Here is an 18,718-nt window from a genome sequence, read left to right as displayed (position 1 = left end):
GCCACCGCCAGTCTGACCTACTGGCGGGTTCGTGTCGTGGTCACCGGGGTCGTCACCGGGGGTCGGGGACGAACTGGGCCAGCGCGGCCTGCTTCCCGCCCTCGATCTCCTCGGCGGTCGCGGCACCGCTCGCCTCCGCGGCCGCCACCCAGCGGTCGATCGAGTGCCGGTTGAACTCGACGACCTCCGGCGAGGCCGCCGCCGCGACGGGGTCGCCGACGGCCTCGCCGCGGACGAACAGCCCGAGCCCCATGAGCGCGCCGTCCCAGCCGGGGCCGACGAACAGCGCGCCGGCGGCGCTGCCGGCCATCGCCAGCGGCACGGTGTGCTCCAGCTCGAGCACGGTGTCCTCGCCGTCGGGCGCCAGGCGGAGCTCGACGACGCTGGTCTCGTGCCCGAACGTCACCCGCAGGAGCTGCGGCGGGGTGCACGTCAGGATGTCCCCGCCGGCGTTGCCCTCCAGCTGGAACGAGCCGCCCTCGCGCAGGTCGCCGTGCAGGGGCAGGAACCAGCGCACGATGCGGTCGGGCTCGGTCAGCGCGCTCCACAGGTCGGCCGGCTCGGTGGGGTAGCGGCGCCGCAGGAGCACGCGGACGGTGTCGCCGTCGACCGCGTCGAGGTCGACCCGGCGGTGGATGGCGTCGAGCTCGGAGAAGAGGTCCATCAGCCGTCCTCGGGGTCGGGGGTGGGCGAACGCCTGCGCTCGCGCTTGCCACGGGCGATCTCGGTGCCGAGGGCGTCGAGGCGCTGTTCCCAGAACTGCCGGAAGCGCCCGATCCACGCGTCGACCTCGCGGAGCCCCTCGGCGTCGACCGAGTAGAGCCGGCGCGTGCCCTCGGCCCGCACCGAGGCCAGCCCGTTCTCCCGCAGCACCCGCAGGTGCTGCGAGACGCCGGGCTGCGAGATGCCGAACTCCTCGTGGATGTGCTCGACGACCGCCCCGGACGCCAGCTCCCCGTCGGCGAGGAGCTCGAGGATCCGGCGGCGGACCGGGTCGCCGAGGACGTCCATGGCGTGCACGTCGCCGAACCTAGCAGCGATGACTTATATAAGTCGAGGCTGCTTGCAACGCCCGGCGCGCGATCCCGGGGTGGTCGACGACGAGGCCGGCGTCGTCGTCGGTGAGCGCGCCCCGACGGTGGCGGCCACCCTCGCGGGAGTCCGGCTCAGTCCTCGCCCATCAGGTCGGCGGCCAGCCGGCGGGCCCGGCGCACGCGGTCCGCGTCGCCCTCCAACCCGGCGCGGACCATGGCGCCCTCGAGGAGCAGCGAGAGGTGCTCGGCGAGCTCCTGGTCCCCCAGGGCGGCGACCAGCAGGTCCTCGACCTCCGCCTTGTGGCGCGCCACCGTCTCGCGGTTCGGGTCGCCGGTCGGGAGCTCGCCCGCGGCGTTGAGCAGCCCACAGCCCCGGAACGGGTCGTCGATCCCGTCGAGGTAGGCGTCGAACACCGTCAGCGCCCGGGCGCCGGGGCCCGCCCCCGCGGGCAGGGCCTCGACGCGGCCCCGGTGCCGCGCGAGGAACTCCTGGTGCCGTCGTTCCAGGTAGGCCGACACCAGGTCGGCCTTCGAGGCGAAGTTGTTGTAGAGGCTCATCTTCGCGACGCCCGCCTCCGCGATGATCACGTCGATCCCGGTCGCCGCCACGCCGCGGGCGTAGAAGCGCTCCGAGGCGGCGTCGAGGATCCGGGCTCGGGCCGGGAGTCTGTCCGTCATGCTAGGTAGACTAGTCTACCCAGTATGACTTTCCTCGACCGGAACCTGCTCGTCGACGGCGTCCGGCTCGCGTACCGCGATCGCGGCGAGGGCGAGCCCGTCGTCTTCGTCCACGGCACGCCGTCCTGGTCCCACGAATGGCGCCACGTCGTCCCGGCCGTCGAGGCCGCAGGCCACCGCGTCGTCACCTACGACCTGCTCGGGTACGGCGATTCCGAGCGGCCCCTCGACCGCGACACCTCCGTCGCCGCCCAGACCGACCTGCTGGTCGGCCTGCTCGACGAGCTCGGCCTCGAGCGCCCCAGCCTCATCACCCACGACATCGGCGGCGCGATCGGGCAGCGGATCGCGGTCCTGCACCCCCAGCGGGCCCGCCGGCTCATGCTCATCGACACGGTCAGCTACGACTCGTGGCCGTCGGAGACCTGGCGGGAGATCATCAGGACCGGCTCGAGAGCTACGCCGCCCTGTCGGCGGCGGACTTCGAGGAGATGCTCACCCGACAGCTCCGCATGACGGTCGCGGGGACGATGGGCGACGACGACCTGCGCGCCTACCTCGCCCCGCACCGGACGGCGCTGGGGCGCACCTCGTTTTTCGAGCACCAGGTCCGGCACTACGACTCCCGATACACCGAGGAGCTCACCGACCGGCTCGGGGACATCGCGATGCCCGTCCGCATCGTGTGGGGCGCGGAGGACCGGTGGCAGCCCGTCGGCTACGCCGAACGCCTCGCCGCGGACATCCCCGGAGCCGGGCTCGTCGTCGTGCCGCACGCCGGCCACTTCCTCATGGAGGACGAGCCGGAACGGGTGACCCGCGAGGTGCTCGACTTCCTGTCGGGCGGCTGACGGCGCCCCCGGCAGGACTCGAACCTGCAACCGTCGGATTAGAAGGCCGATGCTCTGTCCGTTGAGCTACGGGGGCCGGCGCGGGGAAGCCTAACCGGACCGCACGGCGCTCCGACGGCGGCGACCTACCCTGGAGGCGTGGCCACGACGACCCCGCCGCCCGCCGACGCGCCGGCACGCCCCTCCACCCCCGGGGCGTTGTTCGTCGCGCAGGTCGCGCCCCTGCTCGCCGTCGCCGCGGTGGTCGCGCTGGCGCTGAGCACGCTCTCGGGTGCGGCCACGTTCGCCCGCCTCGGGCTCCCCGACCCGGGCCCCGTCACGGTCTACGCCCTGCCCGTCGTGCGGGCGGTGAGCCAGATGGCGGCCGCGTCCACCGTGGGCTTCCTCATGCTGGCGGCCTTCTTCACCCCGCCCGCGTCCTCGGGCTGGCTCTCGGCCGACGGCTACCGCGCGGTCCGGGTCGCGTCGTGGAGCGCGGCGGCCTGGTCCGCGGCGGCGCTGCTGATGATCCCGTTGAGCGCGGCCGACGCCTACGGCCGCCCGGTGTCCCAGATGCTCGACGCCCGGGTGCTCTCGGTCGCGGTCACCGGCATCGAGGGCACCACGTCGTGGGCCCTGACCGCGCTGATCGCCCTCGTCGCCCTCGGCGTCACCCGTTTCGTGCTCGGGTGGGGGGCCGCCGTGGTCGGTCTCGGGGTCGCGCTCGCCGGGCTCCTCCCGCTCGCGCTCACCGGGCACTCGGCCGGCGGCAGCGACCACGACGTCGCCACCAACAGCCTCCTGCTGCACGTGCTCGCCGCGGCCGTGTGGGTGGGCGGGCTCGCCGCGGTCGTGACCCATCTCGTGGCCGGCGGCCGGCACCCGGCCCTCGCAGCCCGCCGGTTCTCGGCGGTGGCGCTCGTCTGCTGGGTGGTGCTCGCGCTCTCGGGCGTGCTGAACGTCCTGGTCCGGATCTCCCCGGCCGACCTCTTGACGAGCACCTACGGCGTCCTCGTCCTGGTCAAGGCCCTCGCCCTCGTTGCCCTCGGAGCCTTCGGTGCCTGGCACCGGCGCCACGCGCTCCCCGGCATCGAGGCGGGCAGCACTGCCGCGATGATCCGCTTCGGTGGGCTCGAGGTCCTCCTCATGGCGGCGACGATGGGTGTCGCCGTCGCCCTCGGGCGCACTCCACCGCCCGCGGCGCCCGCCCCCGAGCCCACGCGCATCGAGGCGCTCGTCGGCTACGCCGTGGACGAGCCCCTGACGGTCGCGGGCCTGCTCACCCAGTCGCGGTTCGACCTGCTGTTCGGCACGCTCGCGCTCGTCCTCGCCGGTCTGTACGTCACCGGGGTGCGGCGACTGCGCGCCCGGGGCGACGCGTGGCCGGTGGGCCGCACCCTGTCCTGGCTCCTCGGCTGCCTGGCCCTGCTCATCGCCACGTCGTCGGGCATCGGTCGCTACGCGCCGGTGACGTTCAGCGTGCACATGGGCCAGCACATGATCCTGAACATGCTGGTCCCGATCCTGCTGGTGCTCGGCGGTCCGGTGACGTTGCTGCTGCGGGCCCTGCCCCCGGCGGGTGCCGGGGCACCTCCGGGTCCCCGCGAGTGGGTGCTCGCCGCGGTCCACTCGCCGGTCGCGCGGGTGCTCACCCAGCCGCTGGTCGCCCTGGCGCTGTTCGTCGGCAGCTTCTACGCCCTGTACTTCTCGGGGCTGTTCGACGTCGCGCTGGAGTCCCACTGGGCCCACATCGCGATGAACATCCACTTCCTGCTCGTCGGCCTGATCTTCTTCTGGCCCATCGTCGGCATCGACCCCAGCCCCCGGCAGCTGCCCCCCATCGGGCGCCTGGGCCTGCTCTTCGTCGCCATCCCGCTGCACGCCTTCTTCGGCATCGCGGTGATGAGCTCCGCGACGGTGATCGGTGCGGGCTTCTACCAGCAGCTCGAGATGCCGTGGGTCGACCGGCTCGCCGACCAGACCACCGGCGGCGGCCTCGCGTGGGCCACGGGCGAGCTCCCGATGCTCATCGTGCTGATCGCCCTGCTCGTGCAGTGGTCGCGCGCCGACGAGCGGACCGCCCGCCGGGACGACCGCCGTGCCGACCGTGACGGAGACCGCGACCTCAACGCCTACAACGCGATGCTGAAGTCGCTCGCCACCACCGGGCGGCCGGCGCCGGCGGAGACGGCCGAGGAGACGTCGGAGCCCCGGGCGGTGCCGGGGGACGAGGACGCGCCCGCCGACCTGGGACGACGCCGACACTGACCCCGGGTCGCCGACCCCTCCCACGGGGTCGCGTACAGTAGACGACGCACCGGGGAACGGACGCGATCTCGCGGACGGCCGGTAGCCGACCGAGGCTCTCGGGCCTCGGGTACAGTCGAAGACAGCGATCCGGACCGGCGCTCCGCGAGAGAGCCGATCGAGATCGCACCGCCTGAGTCCGAGCCGGACCGACCGGGACCCCCCGGAAGAGCCGCTCGATCGGGTCGGGTAGAGTGGGAATCACCGCGAAGAACCGGGCCGGAAACGGCTTCGCAGAAGCGTGTGTGGTTGTCCTTTGAGAACTCAACAGTGTGCTGAATGTTTGGTGGGTTTTATCCCGTCGGCATCGTGAGGTCCCCTTTTTTGGGGTTCTCGGGTGTTTGATCGGGTTTCTTTGAGTGCGCTCGGCCTTGTTTGCCAGTGGGGTCGGGTGTTTTTGCTGGGACTGTTTTGTTCCAATGTTATTTGTTGGAGAGTTTGATCCTGGCTCAGGACGAACGCTGGCGGCGTGCTTAACACATGCAAGTCGAGCGGTAAGGCCCTTCGGGGTACACGAGCGGCGAACGGGTGAGTAACACGTGGGTGACCTGCCCTCCACTTCGGGATAAGCCCGGGAAACTGGGTCTAATACCGGATATGACCTTGAAGCGCATGTTTCTTGGTGGAAAGTTTTTTCGGTGGGGGATGGGCCCGCGGTCTATCAGCTTGTTGGTGGGGTGATGGCCTACCAAGGCGACGACGGATAGCCGGCCTGAGAGGGTGATCGGCCACACTGGGACTGAGACACGGCCCAGACTCCTACGGGAGGCAGCAGTGGGGAATCTTGCGCAATGGGCGGAAGCCTGACGCAGCAACGCCGCGTGAGGGATGACGGCCTTCGGGTTGTAAACCTCTTTCGCGATCGACGAAGCTCCATCTTCTGGATGGGGTGACGGTAGGTCGAGAAGAAGCACCGGCCAACTACGTGCCAGCAGCCGCGGTAATACGTAGGGTGCGAGCGTTGTCCGGAATTATTGGGCGTAAAGAGCTCGTAGGCGGTGTGTCACGTCGGCCGTGAAAACCTGGGGCTTAACTCTGGGCGTGCGGTCGATACGGGCATCACTAGAGTTCGGCAGGGGAGACTGGAATTCCTGGTGTAGCGGTGAAATGCGCAGATATCAGGAGGAACACCGGTGGCGAAGGCGGGTCTCTGGGCCGATACTGACGCTGAGGAGCGAAAGCATGGGTAGCGAACAGGATTAGATACCCTGGTAGTCCATGCCGTAAACGTTGGGCGCTAGGTGTGGGGTCCATTCCACGGGTTCCGTGCCGCAGCTAACGCATTAAGCGCCCCGCCTGGGGAGTACGGCCGCAAGGCTAAAACTCAAAGGAATTGACGGGGGCCCGCACAAGCGGCGGAGCATGTGGATTAATTCGATGCAACGCGAAGAACCTTACCTGGGTTTGACATGCACTAGACGCGTCCAGAGATGGGCGTTCCCTTGTGGCTGGTGTGCAGGTGGTGCATGGCTGTCGTCAGCTCGTGTCGTGAGATGTTGGGTTAAGTCCCGCAACGAGCGCAACCCTTGTCCTATGTTGCCAGCGGGTGATGCCGGGGACTCATGGGAGACTGCCGGGGTCAACTCGGAGGAAGGTGGGGATGACGTCAAGTCATCATGCCCCTTATGTCCAGGGCTTCACACATGCTACAATGGCCGGTACAGAGGGCTGCGAAGCCGTGAGGTGGAGCGAATCTCGTAAAGCCGGTCTCAGTTCGGATCGGGGTCTGCAACTCGACCCCGTGAAGTCGGAGTCGCTAGTAATCGCAGATCAGCAACGCTGCGGTGAATACGTTCCCGGGCCTTGTACACACCGCCCGTCACGTCACGAAAGTCGGTAACACCCGAAGCCCGTGGCCCAACCCGCAAGGGGGGGAGCGGTCGAAGGTGGGACTGGCGATTGGGACGAAGTCGTAACAAGGTAGCCGTACCGGAAGGTGCGGCTGGATCACCTCCTTTCTAAGGAGCTTCACCGAACACCATCAGCCGGCGTGTCCACAGGCGAATGTTCTGTGCACGCCCGTGCTGGTGGTGGAGGGCCCCAGTACCTCCCCGAACTCGGTCTTCGGACCAGGAGTCTTCGGACTCTGTGTCGGGGGTGGGAGGGGGTTGCTCGAGAAATGTGGAATCACCGAACTCCCGACTTTTCGAGGTTGGGCAGCACACTGTTGGGTCCTGAGAGGACAACCGGCCCCGCACTCTCTTCGGAGGTGTGGGGTGGTTGTTGGTCTCTAGGGGCGATCGTTCACCTGCTCCCCGTGTTGTGGGGTGTGGTGGCGGTTCGTGTGGTCGTTGAGAATTGTACAGTGGACGCGAGCATCTTTTGTTTCTGTGCACATTTGTGTCGTGATTTCTTGATGTGTGTGTTGGTCAAGTTGTTAAGGGCGCACGGTGGATGCCTGGGCATCAGGAGCCGATGAAGGACGTGGGAGGCCGCGATAGTCCTCGGGGAGCTGTCAACCGAGCTTTGATCCGAGGGTGTCCGAATGGGGTAACCCGGCACCCGTCATGGGGTGTCACCGCCGTCTGAATGTATAGGACGGTGGGAGGGAACGCGGGGAAGTGAAACATCTCAGTACCCGCAGGAGAAGAAAACAAGAGTGATTCCGTGAGTAGTGGCGAGCGAAAGCGGAAGAGGCTAAACCCCGCCAGTGTGAGAGCCGGCAGGCGTTGCTGGTGGGGTGTTGTGGGGTTCCGCGTATCAGGGCTGCCGCCCTGGTGCGGGTGTTCGTGGTGTTAGTCGAAGGCGTTGGGACGCGTCGGCGTAGAGGGTGAGACCCCCGTAGACGAAAACACTGCGTTCTCCCGTTGCGGTGTTCCCGAGTAGCAGCGAGCCCGTGAAATTCGCTGTGAATCTGCCGGGACCACCCGGTAAGCCTAAATACTCCCTGATGACCGATAGCGGACGAGTACCGTGAGGGAAAGGTGAAAAGTACCCCGGGAGGGGAGTGAAACAGTACCTGAAACCGTGTGCCTACAAGCCGTCAGAGCCTTGCGGGGTGATGGCGTGCCTTTTGAAGAATGAGCCTGCGAGTTAGCGGTACGTGGCGAGGTTAACCCGTTGAGGGGTAGCCGTAGCGAAAGCGAGTCCGAATAGGGCGATCGTAGTCGCGTGCTCTAGACCCGAAGCGGAGTGATCTACCCATGGCCAGGGTGAAGCGCCGGTAAGACGGCGTGGAGGCCCGAACCCACCAGGGTTGAAAACCTGGGGGATGAGCTGTGGGTAGGGGTGAAAGGCCAATCAAACTCCGTGATAGCTGGTTCTCCCCGAAATGCATTTAGGTGCAGCGTCGCGTGGTACTCACCGGAGGTAGAGCACTGGTTGGCCTAGGGGGCCTACAAGCTTACTGAAGTCAGCCAAACTCCGAATGCCGGTGAGCGAGAGCGCGGCAGTGAGACTGCGGGCGATAAGGTTCGTAGTCGAGAGGGAAACAGCCCAGATCGCCGGCTAAGGCCCCTAAGCGTGCGCTAAGTGGGAAAGGATGTGGGATCGCCCAGACAACCAGGAGGTTGGCTTAGAAGCAGCCATCCTTGAAAGAGTGCGTAATAGCTCACTGGTCAAGTGGTCCTGCGCCGACAATGTAGCGGGGCTCAAGCGCACCGCCGAAGCCGCGGCAACACCGCGTGAACACTGCTTGCCCTTGATGGCGTAGCTGGTGGTGGTGTTGGGTAGGGGAGCGTCATGCGGGCGGTGAAGCGGCGGAGTGATCCAGTCGTGGAGCCCGTGTGAGTGAGAATGCAGGCATGAGTAGCGATAGCAGAGTGAGAAACTCTGCCGCCGGATGACCAAGGGTTCCTGGGCCAGGTTTTTCCGCCCAGGGTGAGCCGGGACCTAAGGCGAGGCCGACAGGCGTAGTCGATGGACAACGGGTTGATATTCCCGTGCTCGTGTAGGCGCGTCCCTGGCGAATCCAGGTGTGCTAACCGCCCGAACCTCGGGTGTCTCCTTCGGGAGCACCTCGAGGGGAGCGCGGGACCCCGCCTGGTAGTAGCCAAGCGATGGGGTGACGCAGGAGGGCAGCTCCGCCAGCTAGTGGTAGTGCTGGTGCAAGCGTGTAGGCCGGTGGACAGGCAAATCCGTTCACCATCAAGGCTGAGACGTGACGCATAGCCGTTTGAGGCGAAGTAGAGTGATCCCATGCTGCCGAGAAAAGCCTCTAGCGAGTTCCTACGCGACCCGTACCCCAAACCAACACAGGTGGTCAGGTAGAGAATACCGAGGCGTTCGAGCGAACTGTGGTCAAGGAATTCGGCAAAATGCCCCCGTAACTTCGGGAGAAGGGGGGCCCTGTCCCGTGAAACCCCTTGCGGGTTAGCGGGGTGGGGCCGCAGAGACCAGGGGGAAGCGACTGTTTACTAAAAACACAGGTCCGTGCGAAGTCGCAAGACGATGTATACGGACTGACGCCTGCCCGGTGCTGGAACGTTAAGGGGACCGGTTAACCCTTCGGGGTGAAGCTGAGAACTTAAGCGCCAGTAAACGGCGGTGGTAACTATAACCATCCTAAGGTAGCGAAATTCCTTGTCGGGTAAGTTCCGACCTGCACGAATGGCGTAACGACTTCCCCGCTGTCTCGACCACAGACTCGGCGAAATTGCACTACGAGTAAAGATGCTCGTTACGCGCGGCAGGACGGAAAGACCCCGGGACCTTCACTACAGCTTGGTATTGGTGCTCGGTTCGGCTTGTGTAGGATAGGTGGGAGACTGGGAAGCGGTCACGCCAGTGATCGTGGAGTCAACGTTGAAATACCACTCTGGTCGAATTGGGCATCTAACCTCGGACCATGATCTGGTCCAGGGACAGTGCCTGGTGGGTAGTTTAACTGGGGCGGTTGCCTCCCAAAGGGTAACGGAGGCGCCCAAAGGTTCCCTCAGCCTGGTCGGCAACCAGGTGTCGAGTGCAAGTGCACAAGGGAGCTTGACTGTGAGACCGACGGGTCGAGCAGGGACGAAAGTCGGGACTAGTGATCCGGCACCACCACGTGGTTGGGGTGTCGCTCAACGGATAAAAGGTACCCCGGGGATAACAGGCTGATCTTGCCCAAGAGTCCATATCGACGGCATGGTTTGGCACCTCGATGTCGGCTCGTCGCATCCTGGGGCTGGAGTAGGTCCCAAGGGTTGGGCTGTTCGCCCATTAAAGCGGTACGCGAGCTGGGTTTAGAACGTCGTGAGACAGTTCGGTCCCTATCCGCCGCGCGCGCAGGAGACTTGAGGAAGGCTGTCCCTAGTACGAGAGGACCGGGACGGACGAACCTCTGGTGTGCCAGTTGTCCCGCCAGGGGCACGGCTGGTTGGCTACGTTCGGAAAGGATAACCGCTGAAGGCATCTAAGCGGGAAGCCTGTTCCAAGATGAGGTCTCCCACCCCTTCGAGGGTTAAGGCCCCCACCAGACCAGTGGGTTGATAGGCCAGACATGTAATCGCCGCAAGGCGTTCAGTGGACTGGTACTAATAGGCCGAGGACTTGCCCACACACACGTCAAGCAATCACGACGAGCTTGTGTGTGAACACGGCAAACAAACTGCGTAACGAAACAGAAGAAATTCTGTTCGCGTCCACTGTGCATATCCCAGCGACCACACACCCCACCCCACAACCGGGCAACCGGTCTTGTGGGGGTGGTGGGGTGTTCCGGTGGTCACAGCGGAGGGGAAACGCCCGGACCCATCCCGAACCCGGAAGCTAAGCCCTCCAGCGCCGATGGTACTGCGACCGACAGGTCGTGGGAGAGTAGGACACCGCCGGAACACCCGACCACCCCCACACACATCGTCACCCGAAACACAAGGGGCGAGGACTCCACCAGGAGCCCCCGCCCCTTTTTCGCGTCTCGACCCGTTTCTCTGCCACGAACGAGATCGGGGTATCGACGTCTGCCGGCCGCCCTCGGGTCGGTGCATGCCTCTTGCTCGAGTGGCGCCGCCGACGGGTCGGAGCTCGCACGTGGCGGCTCGAGCGGACTGCGGCGCCGATGACCGGCTCGCGGCGCGTCGGCGCCCCACGGAACGGTGCGCGCCGCTGGCCAGTCGTCAGCCTGCGTCGTCCTCGGCGAGGCTGCGGTGACGGCCGATGTTGCTCTGCTGCCTGCGGCGGTGGTCCCACGGGGCGTTCTCACCACGGGAGGAGCTCGGTGAGATCGGAGGCCTCACCGAGGAACGGCCTCGCACCAGGCTCGGACCATCACCGCCATCGAGAGACCCGCCTCAGTGGGGCCGGAAGCGAGACGCGGAGGTGGAGCCCGCTCTGGGTCGTTCGCAACGTGCTCACGTGCCCGATGCGGCCGGGCACCAGCCGTGGTGGCGAGACCACGACGCCGGTGCTGCGGTGAGACCGTGGGTGGGGCAGGACAGCGTTGGTCGCCGCCGTCCGACGCGACGTCCGCGACCCCGATCAGCACTCCGACGGCCGCGCCGGCGGAGGCCGGCGGAAGGGCGCGGCGTCGACGACGGCCGGATACCGTTCGGCGACGAATGAATCTCCACCGGGTTCGGCGAGGGTGCTCCGTCCCCTGGGTCGTCGACCCGGCTGACTTGCTGACCGCCTGGGCAGCACTGACGGGGGTGGTGAACGGTGGGCAGCTGGGCTGAGGGGCAGCCGGGTGTCATGCGGTTGCCGTCAGGGAGGCTCGTGCGGGGCTGGGGGTTGCGTAGGCCCCGACCCGAGGGCGCTGCGCCGGAGTTCGGGGTGTATCTGCTGGGCAAGGAGCCGCCGACGGTCGAGTGGGACAGCCGGTGGGTCAGATGGCCCGACTTCCGCTTGCCGTCAGATCGACCGGCCTTCGAGCAGAGCCTGCTCGAGGCGCTCGCCCGTTCCGGCGACGAGCGGGTGGAGTTCGCGTGTGGCGGCGGACGGGGCCGGACCGGGACCGCGCTGGCTTGCCTGGCGATCATCGACGGGCTGCCCAGCGGTGAGGCCGTCGCGTTCGTCCGCTCGCGGTACTCGCCCCAGGCGGTGGAGACGCCGTGGCAGAGGCGGTTCGTCGAGCGGTTCACCTCGTGTGCCGTGGAGTGATTCTCACCGCGCCGCGACGCCGCCAGCTCGACGATGCCGGTGAGCTCCCGGTCGTCCGCGCCGGCGACCGCGCTCCCGGTCGCGAGCCTTCCGGCGAACGCGGTGGGCGCTCTCAGCGCCGGCTTCCCGCTGCGTCGCGCCGGCCCCATCCCGCCGGCGATCTCCGAGATCGAGACGCTCCCCGCACGACGAAGCCGGCGGATCTCGGGCCGGTCCTCCACCACGGACACCCTCCGGAGCCCGAGGATGGTCGAGACCGATTCGTCGCCCCTGGCCGGTCCTCAGCCGTCATCCACCCGCGGCTCCGGTCCCACCACCCGGCCCGGGTCTCGTCACCTCCGGCGAGCATGACCGCCACGAGTTCGTCGTCGGCGACCTGGGCGCCGCACGCGACAGTGGAGGCAGCTCCGTGGCGTCGCTCGGTCCCGTCATCACGTCCCCCACGCGTCCCGCGCCTTGAGGGCGCCTGGCGACACCACGGTGGAACCCGGCGGGCGGCAGGGCCCTCCGTCGTAGAGTGACGGCCATGACCGCGGCCGCGTCCTCGACCCCACCGGGTGGGCGGTACCCGGGGACCTGGGCGGACGCGTCGCCGGCCGAGGTGCGCGCGGTCCTGACGCCCGAGAGCGCTGCCGAGTTCGACCGCCAGTGGCGTGAAGCCTTGTCCCGGGCCGCCGACACCTACGACCTCACGGTCGTCCACACCTGCCTGGAGGCCTGGCGTCGGGTGGCCCGGGTGACCGTGGCCGCAGGGGGGCACGACGGCTACCGGTCGCTCCGAAGTGCGGCGACGACGGCGCTCGAGGACCGTGAGCCCGGTACTTCCCGCGTGCCGTGGCATGAGGTGCGCGGGGACCTCGGGCTCTAGGTGGCCTACGAGATCGACGTCGGCTCGGTCCTGGAGACGTTGTCCGGGTTGCCGCGCGAGGCCGTGGTGGCGCTCGCCGAGGCGATGGCCGTCCTCGAGCTCACCCCGTGGGCGGGGGACCCCCTGGTGGACCGGAACCCCGGAGGAGCCGTGCGGACCCTGCCGTTCGGGGCCCGCGGGCTGGTGACCTACGTGGTGGTCGAGGAGCTCGGGCGCGTGGACCTCCTGCAGGTCCACTGGGTCGGCTGAGACGGTCGCTCGGGACGGCGCGCCGCGACCCCCTCGCTGACCTGCGGTGATCGTGCAAACCCACCCCCCGTGAGAGGTCCTCATGGGCGGGTGTAGTGTTCTCCGGGTCGCCAGGACAGCGAGGTTGAACCCGGTCCGGGCGAAGCAGTACGATGGGAAGTCGCCTTCCGGAAGGTCTGGCCCTCGCGGGCTGGCTTGTACGGTGGTGTGGTTGTCCTTTGAGAACTCAACAGTGTGCTGAATGTTTGGTGGGTTTTATCCCGTCGGCATCGTGAGGTCCCCTTTTTTGGGGTTCTCGGGTGTTTGATCGGGTTTCTTTGAGTGCGCTCGGCCTTGTTTGCCAGTGGGGTCGGGTGTTTTTGCTGGGACTGTTTTGTTCCAATGTTATTTGTTGGAGAGTTTGATCCTGGCTCAGGACGAACGCTGGCGGCGTGCTTAACACATGCAAGTCGAGCGGTAAGGCCCTTCGGGGTACACGAGCGGCGAACGGGTGAGTAACACGTGGGTGACCTGCCCTCCACTTCGGGATAAGCCCGGGAAACTGGGTCTAATACCGGATATGACCTTGAAGCGCATGTTTCTTGGTGGAAAGTTTTTTCGGTGGGGGATGGGCCCGCGGTCTATCAGCTTGTTGGTGGGGTGATGGCCTACCAAGGCGACGACGGATAGCCGGCCTGAGAGGGTGATCGGCCACACTGGGACTGAGACACGGCCCAGACTCCTACGGGAGGCAGCAGTGGGGAATCTTGCGCAATGGGCGGAAGCCTGACGCAGCAACGCCGCGTGAGGGATGACGGCCTTCGGGTTGTAAACCTCTTTCGCGATCGACGAAGCTCCATCTTCTGGATGGGGTGACGGTAGGTCGAGAAGAAGCACCGGCCAACTACGTGCCAGCAGCCGCGGTAATACGTAGGGTGCGAGCGTTGTCCGGAATTATTGGGCGTAAAGAGCTCGTAGGCGGTGTGTCACGTCGGCCGTGAAAACCTGGGGCTTAACTCTGGGCGTGCGGTCGATACGGGCATCACTAGAGTTCGGCAGGGGAGACTGGAATTCCTGGTGTAGCGGTGAAATGCGCAGATATCAGGAGGAACACCGGTGGCGAAGGCGGGTCTCTGGGCCGATACTGACGCTGAGGAGCGAAAGCATGGGTAGCGAACAGGATTAGATACCCTGGTAGTCCATGCCGTAAACGTTGGGCGCTAGGTGTGGGGTCCATTCCACGGGTTCCGTGCCGCAGCTAACGCATTAAGCGCCCCGCCTGGGGAGTACGGCCGCAAGGCTAAAACTCAAAGGAATTGACGGGGGCCCGCACAAGCGGCGGAGCATGTGGATTAATTCGATGCAACGCGAAGAACCTTACCTGGGTTTGACATGCACTAGACGCGTCCAGAGATGGGCGTTCCCTTGTGGCTGGTGTGCAGGTGGTGCATGGCTGTCGTCAGCTCGTGTCGTGAGATGTTGGGTTAAGTCCCGCAACGAGCGCAACCCTTGTCCTATGTTGCCAGCGGGTGATGCCGGGGACTCATGGGAGACTGCCGGGGTCAACTCGGAGGAAGGTGGGGATGACGTCAAGTCATCATGCCCCTTATGTCCAGGGCTTCACACATGCTACAATGGCCGGTACAGAGGGCTGCGAAGCCGTGAGGTGGAGCGAATCTCGTAAAGCCGGTCTCAGTTCGGATCGGGGTCTGCAACTCGACCCCGTGAAGTCGGAGTCGCTAGTAATCGCAGATCAGCAACGCTGCGGTGAATACGTTCCCGGGCCTTGTACACACCGCCCGTCACGTCACGAAAGTCGGTAACACCCGAAGCCCGTGGCCCAACCCGCAAGGGGGGGAGCGGTCGAAGGTGGGACTGGCGATTGGGACGAAGTCGTAACAAGGTAGCCGTACCGGAAGGTGCGGCTGGATCACCTCCTTTCTAAGGAGCTTCACCGAACACCATCAGCCGGCGTGTCCACAGGCGAATGTTCTGTGCACGCCCGTGCTGGTGGTGGAGGGCCCCAGTACCTCCCCGAACTCGGTCTTCGGACCAGGAGTCTTCGGACTCTGTGTCGGGGGTGGGAGGGGGTTGCTCGAGAAATGTGGAATCACCGAACTCCCGACTTTTCGAGGTTGGGCAGCACACTGTTGGGTCCTGAGAGGACAACCGGCCCCGCACTCTCTTCGGAGGTGTGGGGTGGTTGTTGGTCTCTAGGGGCGATCGTTCACCTGCTCCCCGTGTTGTGGGGGGTGTGGTGGCGGTTCGTGTGGTCGTTGAGAATTGTACAGTGGACGCGAGCATCTTTTGTTTCTGTGCACATTTGTGTCGTGATTTCTTGATGTGTGTGTTGGTCAAGTTGTTAAGGGCGCACGGTGGATGCCTGGGCATCAGGAGCCGATGAAGGACGTGGGAGGCCGCGATAGTCCTCGGGGAGCTGTCAACCGAGCTTTGATCCGAGGGTGTCCGAATGGGGTAACCCGGCACCCGTCATGGGGTGTCACCGCCGTCTGAATGTATAGGACGGTGGGAGGGAACGCGGGGAAGTGAAACATCTCAGTACCCGCAGGAGAAGAAAACAAGAGTGATTCCGTGAGTAGTGGCGAGCGAAAGCGGAAGAGGCTAAACCCCGCCAGTGTGAGAGCCGGCAGGCGTTGCTGGTGGGGTGTTGTGGGGTTCCGCGTATCAGGGCTGCCGCCCTGGTGCGGGTGTTCGTGGTGTTAGTCGAAGGCGTTGGGACGCGTCGGCGTAGAGGGTGAGACCCCCGTAGACGAAAACACTGCGTTCTCCCGTTGCGGTGTTCCCGAGTAGCAGCGAGCCCGTGAAATTCGCTGTGAATCTGCCGGGACCACCCGGTAAGCCTAAATACTCCCTGATGACCGATAGCGGACGAGTACCGTGAGGGAAAGGTGAAAAGTACCCCGGGAGGGGAGTGAAACAGTACCTGAAACCGTGTGCCTACAAGCCGTCAGAGCCTTGCGGGGTGATGGCGTGCCTTTTGAAGAATGAGCCTGCGAGTTAGCGGTACGTGGCGAGGTTAACCCGTTGAGGGGTAGCCGTAGCGAAAGCGAGTCCGAATAGGGCGATCGTAGTCGCGTGCTCTAGACCCGAAGCGGAGTGATCTACCCATGGCCAGGGTGAAGCGCCGGTAAGACGGCGTGGAGGCCCGAACCCACCAGGGTTGAAAACCTGGGGGATGAGCTGTGGGTAGGGGTGAAAGGCCAATCAAACTCCGTGATAGCTGGTTCTCCCCGAAATGCATTTAGGTGCAGCGTCGCGTGGTACTCACCGGAGGTAGAGCACTGGTTGGCCTAGGGGGCCTACAAGCTTACTGAAGTCAGCCAAACTCCGAATGCCGGTGAGCGAGAGCGCGGCAGTGAGACTGCGGGCGATAAGGTTCGTAGTCGAGAGGGAAACAGCCCAGATCGCCGGCTAAGGCCCCTAAGCGTGCGCTAAGTGGGAAAGGATGTGGGATCGCCCAGACAACCAGGAGGTTGGCTTAGAAGCAGCCATCCTTGAAAGAGTGCGTAATAGCTCACTGGTCAAGTGGTCCTGCGCCGACAATGTAGCGGGGCTCAAGCGCACCGCCGAAGCCGCGGCAACACCGCGTGAACACTGCTTGCCCTTGATGGCGTAGCTGGTGGTGGTGTTGGGTAGGGGAGCGTCATGCGGGCGGTGAAGCGGCGGAGTGATCCAGTCGTGGAGCCCGTGTGAGTGAGAATGCAGGCATGAGTAGCGATAGCAGAGTGAGAAACTCTGCCGCCGGATGACCAAGGGTTCCTGGGCCAGGTTTTTCCGCCCAGGGTGAGCCGGGACCTAAGGCGAGGCCGACAGGCGTAGTCGATGGACAACGGGTTGATATTCCCGTGCTCGTGTAGGCGCGTCCCTGGCGAATCCAGGTGTGCTAACCGCCCGAACCTCGGGTGTCTCCTTCGGGAGCACCTCGAGGGGAGCGCGGGACCCCGCCTGGTAGTAGCCAAGCGATGGGGTGACGCAGGAGGGCAGCTCCGCCAGCTAGTGGTAGTGCTGGTGCAAGCGTGTAGGCCGGTGGACAGGCAAATCCGTTCACCATCAAGGCTGAGACGTGACGCATAGCCGTTTGAGGCGAAGTAGAGTGATCCCATGCTGCCGAGAAAAGCCTCTAGCGAGTTCCTACGCGACCCGTACCCCAAACCAACACAGGTGGTCAGGTAGAGAATACCGAGGCGTTCGAGCGAACTGTGGTCAAGGAATTCGGCAAAATGCCCCCGTAACTTCGGGAGAAGGGGGGCCCTGTCCCGTGAAACCCCTTGCGGGTTAGCGGGGTGGGGCCGCAGAGACCAGGGGGAAGCGACTGTTTACTAAAAACACAGGTCCGTGCGAAGTCGCAAGACGATGTATACGGACTGACGCCTGCCCGGTGCTGGAACGTTAAGGGGACCGGTTAACCCTTCGGGGTGAAGCTGAGAACTTAAGCGCCAGTAAACGGCGGTGGTAACTATAACCATCCTAAGGTAGCGAAATTCCTTGTCGGGTAAGTTCCGACCTGCACGAATGGCGTAACGACTTCCCCGCTGTCTCGACCACAGACTCGGCGAAATTGCACTACGAGTAAAGATGCTCGTTACGCGCGGCAGGACGGAAAGACCCCGGGACCTTCACTACAGCTTGGTATTGGTGCTCGGTTCGGCTTGTGTAGGATAGGTGGGAGACTGGGAAGCGGTCACGCCAGTGATCGTGGAGTCAACGTTGAAATACCACTCTGGTCGAATTGGGCATCTAACCTCGGACCATGATCTGGTCCAGGGACAGTGCCTGGTGGGTAGTTTAACTGGGGCGGTTGCCTCCCAAAGGGTAACGGAGGCGCCCAAAGGTTCCCTCAGCCTGGTCGGCAACCAGGTGTCGAGTGCAAGTGCACAAGGGAGCTTGACTGTGAGACCGACGGGTCGAGCAGGGACGAAAGTCGGGACTAGTGATCCGGCACCACCACGTGGTTGGGGTGTCGCTCAACGGATAAAAGGTACCCCGGGGATAACAGGCTGATCTTGCCCAAGAGTCCATATCGACGGCATGGTTTGGCACCTCGATGTCGGCTCGTCGCATCCTGGGGCTGGAGTAGGTCCCAAGGGTTGGGCTGTTCGCCCATTAAAGCGGTACGCGAGCTGGGTTTAGAACGTCGTGAGACAGTTCGGTCCCTATCCGCCGCGCGCGCAGGAGACTTGAGGAAGGCTGTCCCTAGTACGAGAGGACCGGGACGGACGAACCTCTGGTGTGCCAGTTGTCCCGCCAGGGGCACGGCTGGTTGGCTACGTTCGGAAAGGATAACCGCTGAAGGCATCTAAGCGGGAAGCCTGTTCCAAGATGAGGTCTCCCACCCCTTCGAGGGTTAAGGCCCCCACCAGACCAGTGGGTTGATAGGCCAGACATGTAATCGCCGCAAGGCGTTCAGTGGACTGGTACTAATAGGCCGAGGACTTGCCCACACACACGTCAAGCAATCACGACGAGCTTGTGTGTGAACACGGCAAACAAACTGCGTAACGAAACAGAAGAAATTCTGTTCGCGTCCACTGTGCATATCCCAGCGACCACACACCCCACCCCACAACCGGGCAACCCGGTCTTGTGGGGGTGGTGGGGTGTTCCGGTGGTCACAGCGGAGGGGAAACGCCCGGACCCATCCCGAACCCGGAAGCTAAGCCCTCCAGCGCCGATGGTACTGCGACCGACAGGTCGTGGGAGAGTAGGACACCGCCGGAACACCCGACCACCCCCAC

The 18,718-nt window shown here is 65.0% G+C and carries 9 protein-coding genes, 1 tRNA gene and 6 rRNA genes; 12 read left to right on the top strand and 4 right to left on the bottom strand.

What is annotated here, in order from left to right; translation table 11 throughout:
* Positions 1–52: 52 nt before the first annotated feature.
* The 3 genes from ACQPYN_RS22985 to ACQPYN_RS22975 form a co-directional block, all read right to left on the bottom strand.
* A complete protein-coding gene (locus tag ACQPYN_RS22985; protein ID WP_433028113.1) occupies positions 53–664 on the bottom strand; it encodes an SRPBCC family protein in 612 nt (203 codons plus the stop codon).
* Positions 664–1,020 (bottom strand): ArsR/SmtB family transcription factor, encoded by a 357-nt coding sequence (locus ACQPYN_RS22980; RefSeq protein ID WP_433028110.1) that lies wholly within the window; start codon positions 1,018–1,020, stop codon positions 664–666. Before ACQPYN_RS22980 ends, ACQPYN_RS22985 begins: the two co-directional genes overlap by 1 nt.
* A 146-nt stretch (positions 1,021–1,166) precedes the next feature.
* Complete coding sequence (locus tag ACQPYN_RS22975) at positions 1,167–1,712, bottom strand: TetR/AcrR family transcriptional regulator (RefSeq protein ID WP_433028107.1); 546 nt, start codon at positions 1,710–1,712, stop codon at positions 1,167–1,169.
* A 24-nt stretch (positions 1,713–1,736) separates the two neighbouring features.
* Between ACQPYN_RS22975 and ACQPYN_RS22970 the strand changes: the two genes are divergently transcribed.
* Positions 1,737–2,228, top strand: coding sequence for an alpha/beta fold hydrolase (locus ACQPYN_RS22970; RefSeq protein WP_433028104.1), 492 nt, complete (start codon positions 1,737–1,739; stop codon positions 2,226–2,228).
* Positions 2,204–2,563 (top strand): alpha/beta fold hydrolase, encoded by a 360-nt coding sequence (locus ACQPYN_RS22965; protein WP_433028101.1) that lies wholly within the window; start codon positions 2,204–2,206, stop codon positions 2,561–2,563. The genes ACQPYN_RS22970 and ACQPYN_RS22965 overlap by 25 nt, the downstream gene beginning before the upstream one ends.
* A 3-nt stretch (positions 2,564–2,566) precedes the next feature.
* On the opposite strand, the gene ACQPYN_RS22960 is transcribed toward ACQPYN_RS22965, so the two are convergent.
* Positions 2,567–2,639, bottom strand: a tRNA-Arg gene (locus tag ACQPYN_RS22960).
* A gap of 62 nt (positions 2,640–2,701) precedes the next feature.
* Here ACQPYN_RS22960 and ACQPYN_RS22955 point away from each other — a divergent pair.
* The 10 genes from ACQPYN_RS22955 to rrf (ACQPYN_RS22910) all read left to right on the top strand — a co-directional run bounded on the left by ACQPYN_RS22955 (position 2,702) and on the right by rrf (ACQPYN_RS22910) (position 18,701).
* Entirely contained in the window at positions 2,702–4,810 is a 2,109-nt protein-coding gene (locus tag ACQPYN_RS22955) for a cytochrome c oxidase assembly protein (protein ID WP_433028098.1), read from the top strand.
* Between the two features lie 465 nt (positions 4,811–5,275).
* Positions 5,276–6,807, top strand: a 16S ribosomal RNA gene (locus ACQPYN_RS22950).
* A gap of 409 nt (positions 6,808–7,216) precedes the next feature.
* Positions 7,217–10,326, top strand: a 23S ribosomal RNA gene (locus tag ACQPYN_RS22945).
* A 159-nt stretch (positions 10,327–10,485) separates the two neighbouring features.
* Positions 10,486–10,602: ribosomal RNA gene (gene rrf / locus ACQPYN_RS22940) — 5S ribosomal RNA — on the top strand.
* The 16S, 23S and 5S rRNA genes sit together here, the layout of an rRNA operon.
* Positions 10,603–11,539: 937 nt before the next feature.
* Entirely contained in the window at positions 11,540–11,866 is a 327-nt protein-coding gene (locus tag ACQPYN_RS22935) for a protein-tyrosine phosphatase family protein (protein ID WP_433028095.1), read from the top strand.
* 526 nt (positions 11,867–12,392) lie between these two features.
* Entirely contained in the window at positions 12,393–12,734 is a 342-nt protein-coding gene (locus tag ACQPYN_RS22930; RefSeq protein WP_433028092.1) for a DUF6247 family protein, read from the top strand.
* On the top strand, positions 12,735–12,983 hold the full coding sequence (locus ACQPYN_RS22925; protein ID WP_433028089.1) for a hypothetical protein: 249 nt from the start codon (positions 12,735–12,737) through the stop codon (positions 12,981–12,983). It begins immediately after the preceding gene.
* A 388-nt stretch (positions 12,984–13,371) separates the two neighbouring features.
* Positions 13,372–14,903: ribosomal RNA gene (locus ACQPYN_RS22920) — 16S ribosomal RNA — on the top strand.
* Between the two features lie 411 nt (positions 14,904–15,314).
* A 23S ribosomal RNA gene (locus ACQPYN_RS22915) occupies positions 15,315–18,424 on the top strand.
* Positions 18,425–18,584: 160 nt separating this feature from the next.
* Positions 18,585–18,701 (top strand): 5S ribosomal RNA (gene rrf / locus ACQPYN_RS22910).
* The last annotated feature ends 17 nt before the right edge of the window (positions 18,702–18,718 follow it).

It is taken from the genome of Actinomycetospora sp. CA-053990 (assembly GCF_050948445.1).
GTDB lineage: Bacteria > Actinomycetota > Actinomycetes > Mycobacteriales > Pseudonocardiaceae > Actinomycetospora > Actinomycetospora callitridis.
Note: the sequence above shows the minus strand (reverse complement) of the source record. Positions and strands in the feature narration are given on the sequence as shown.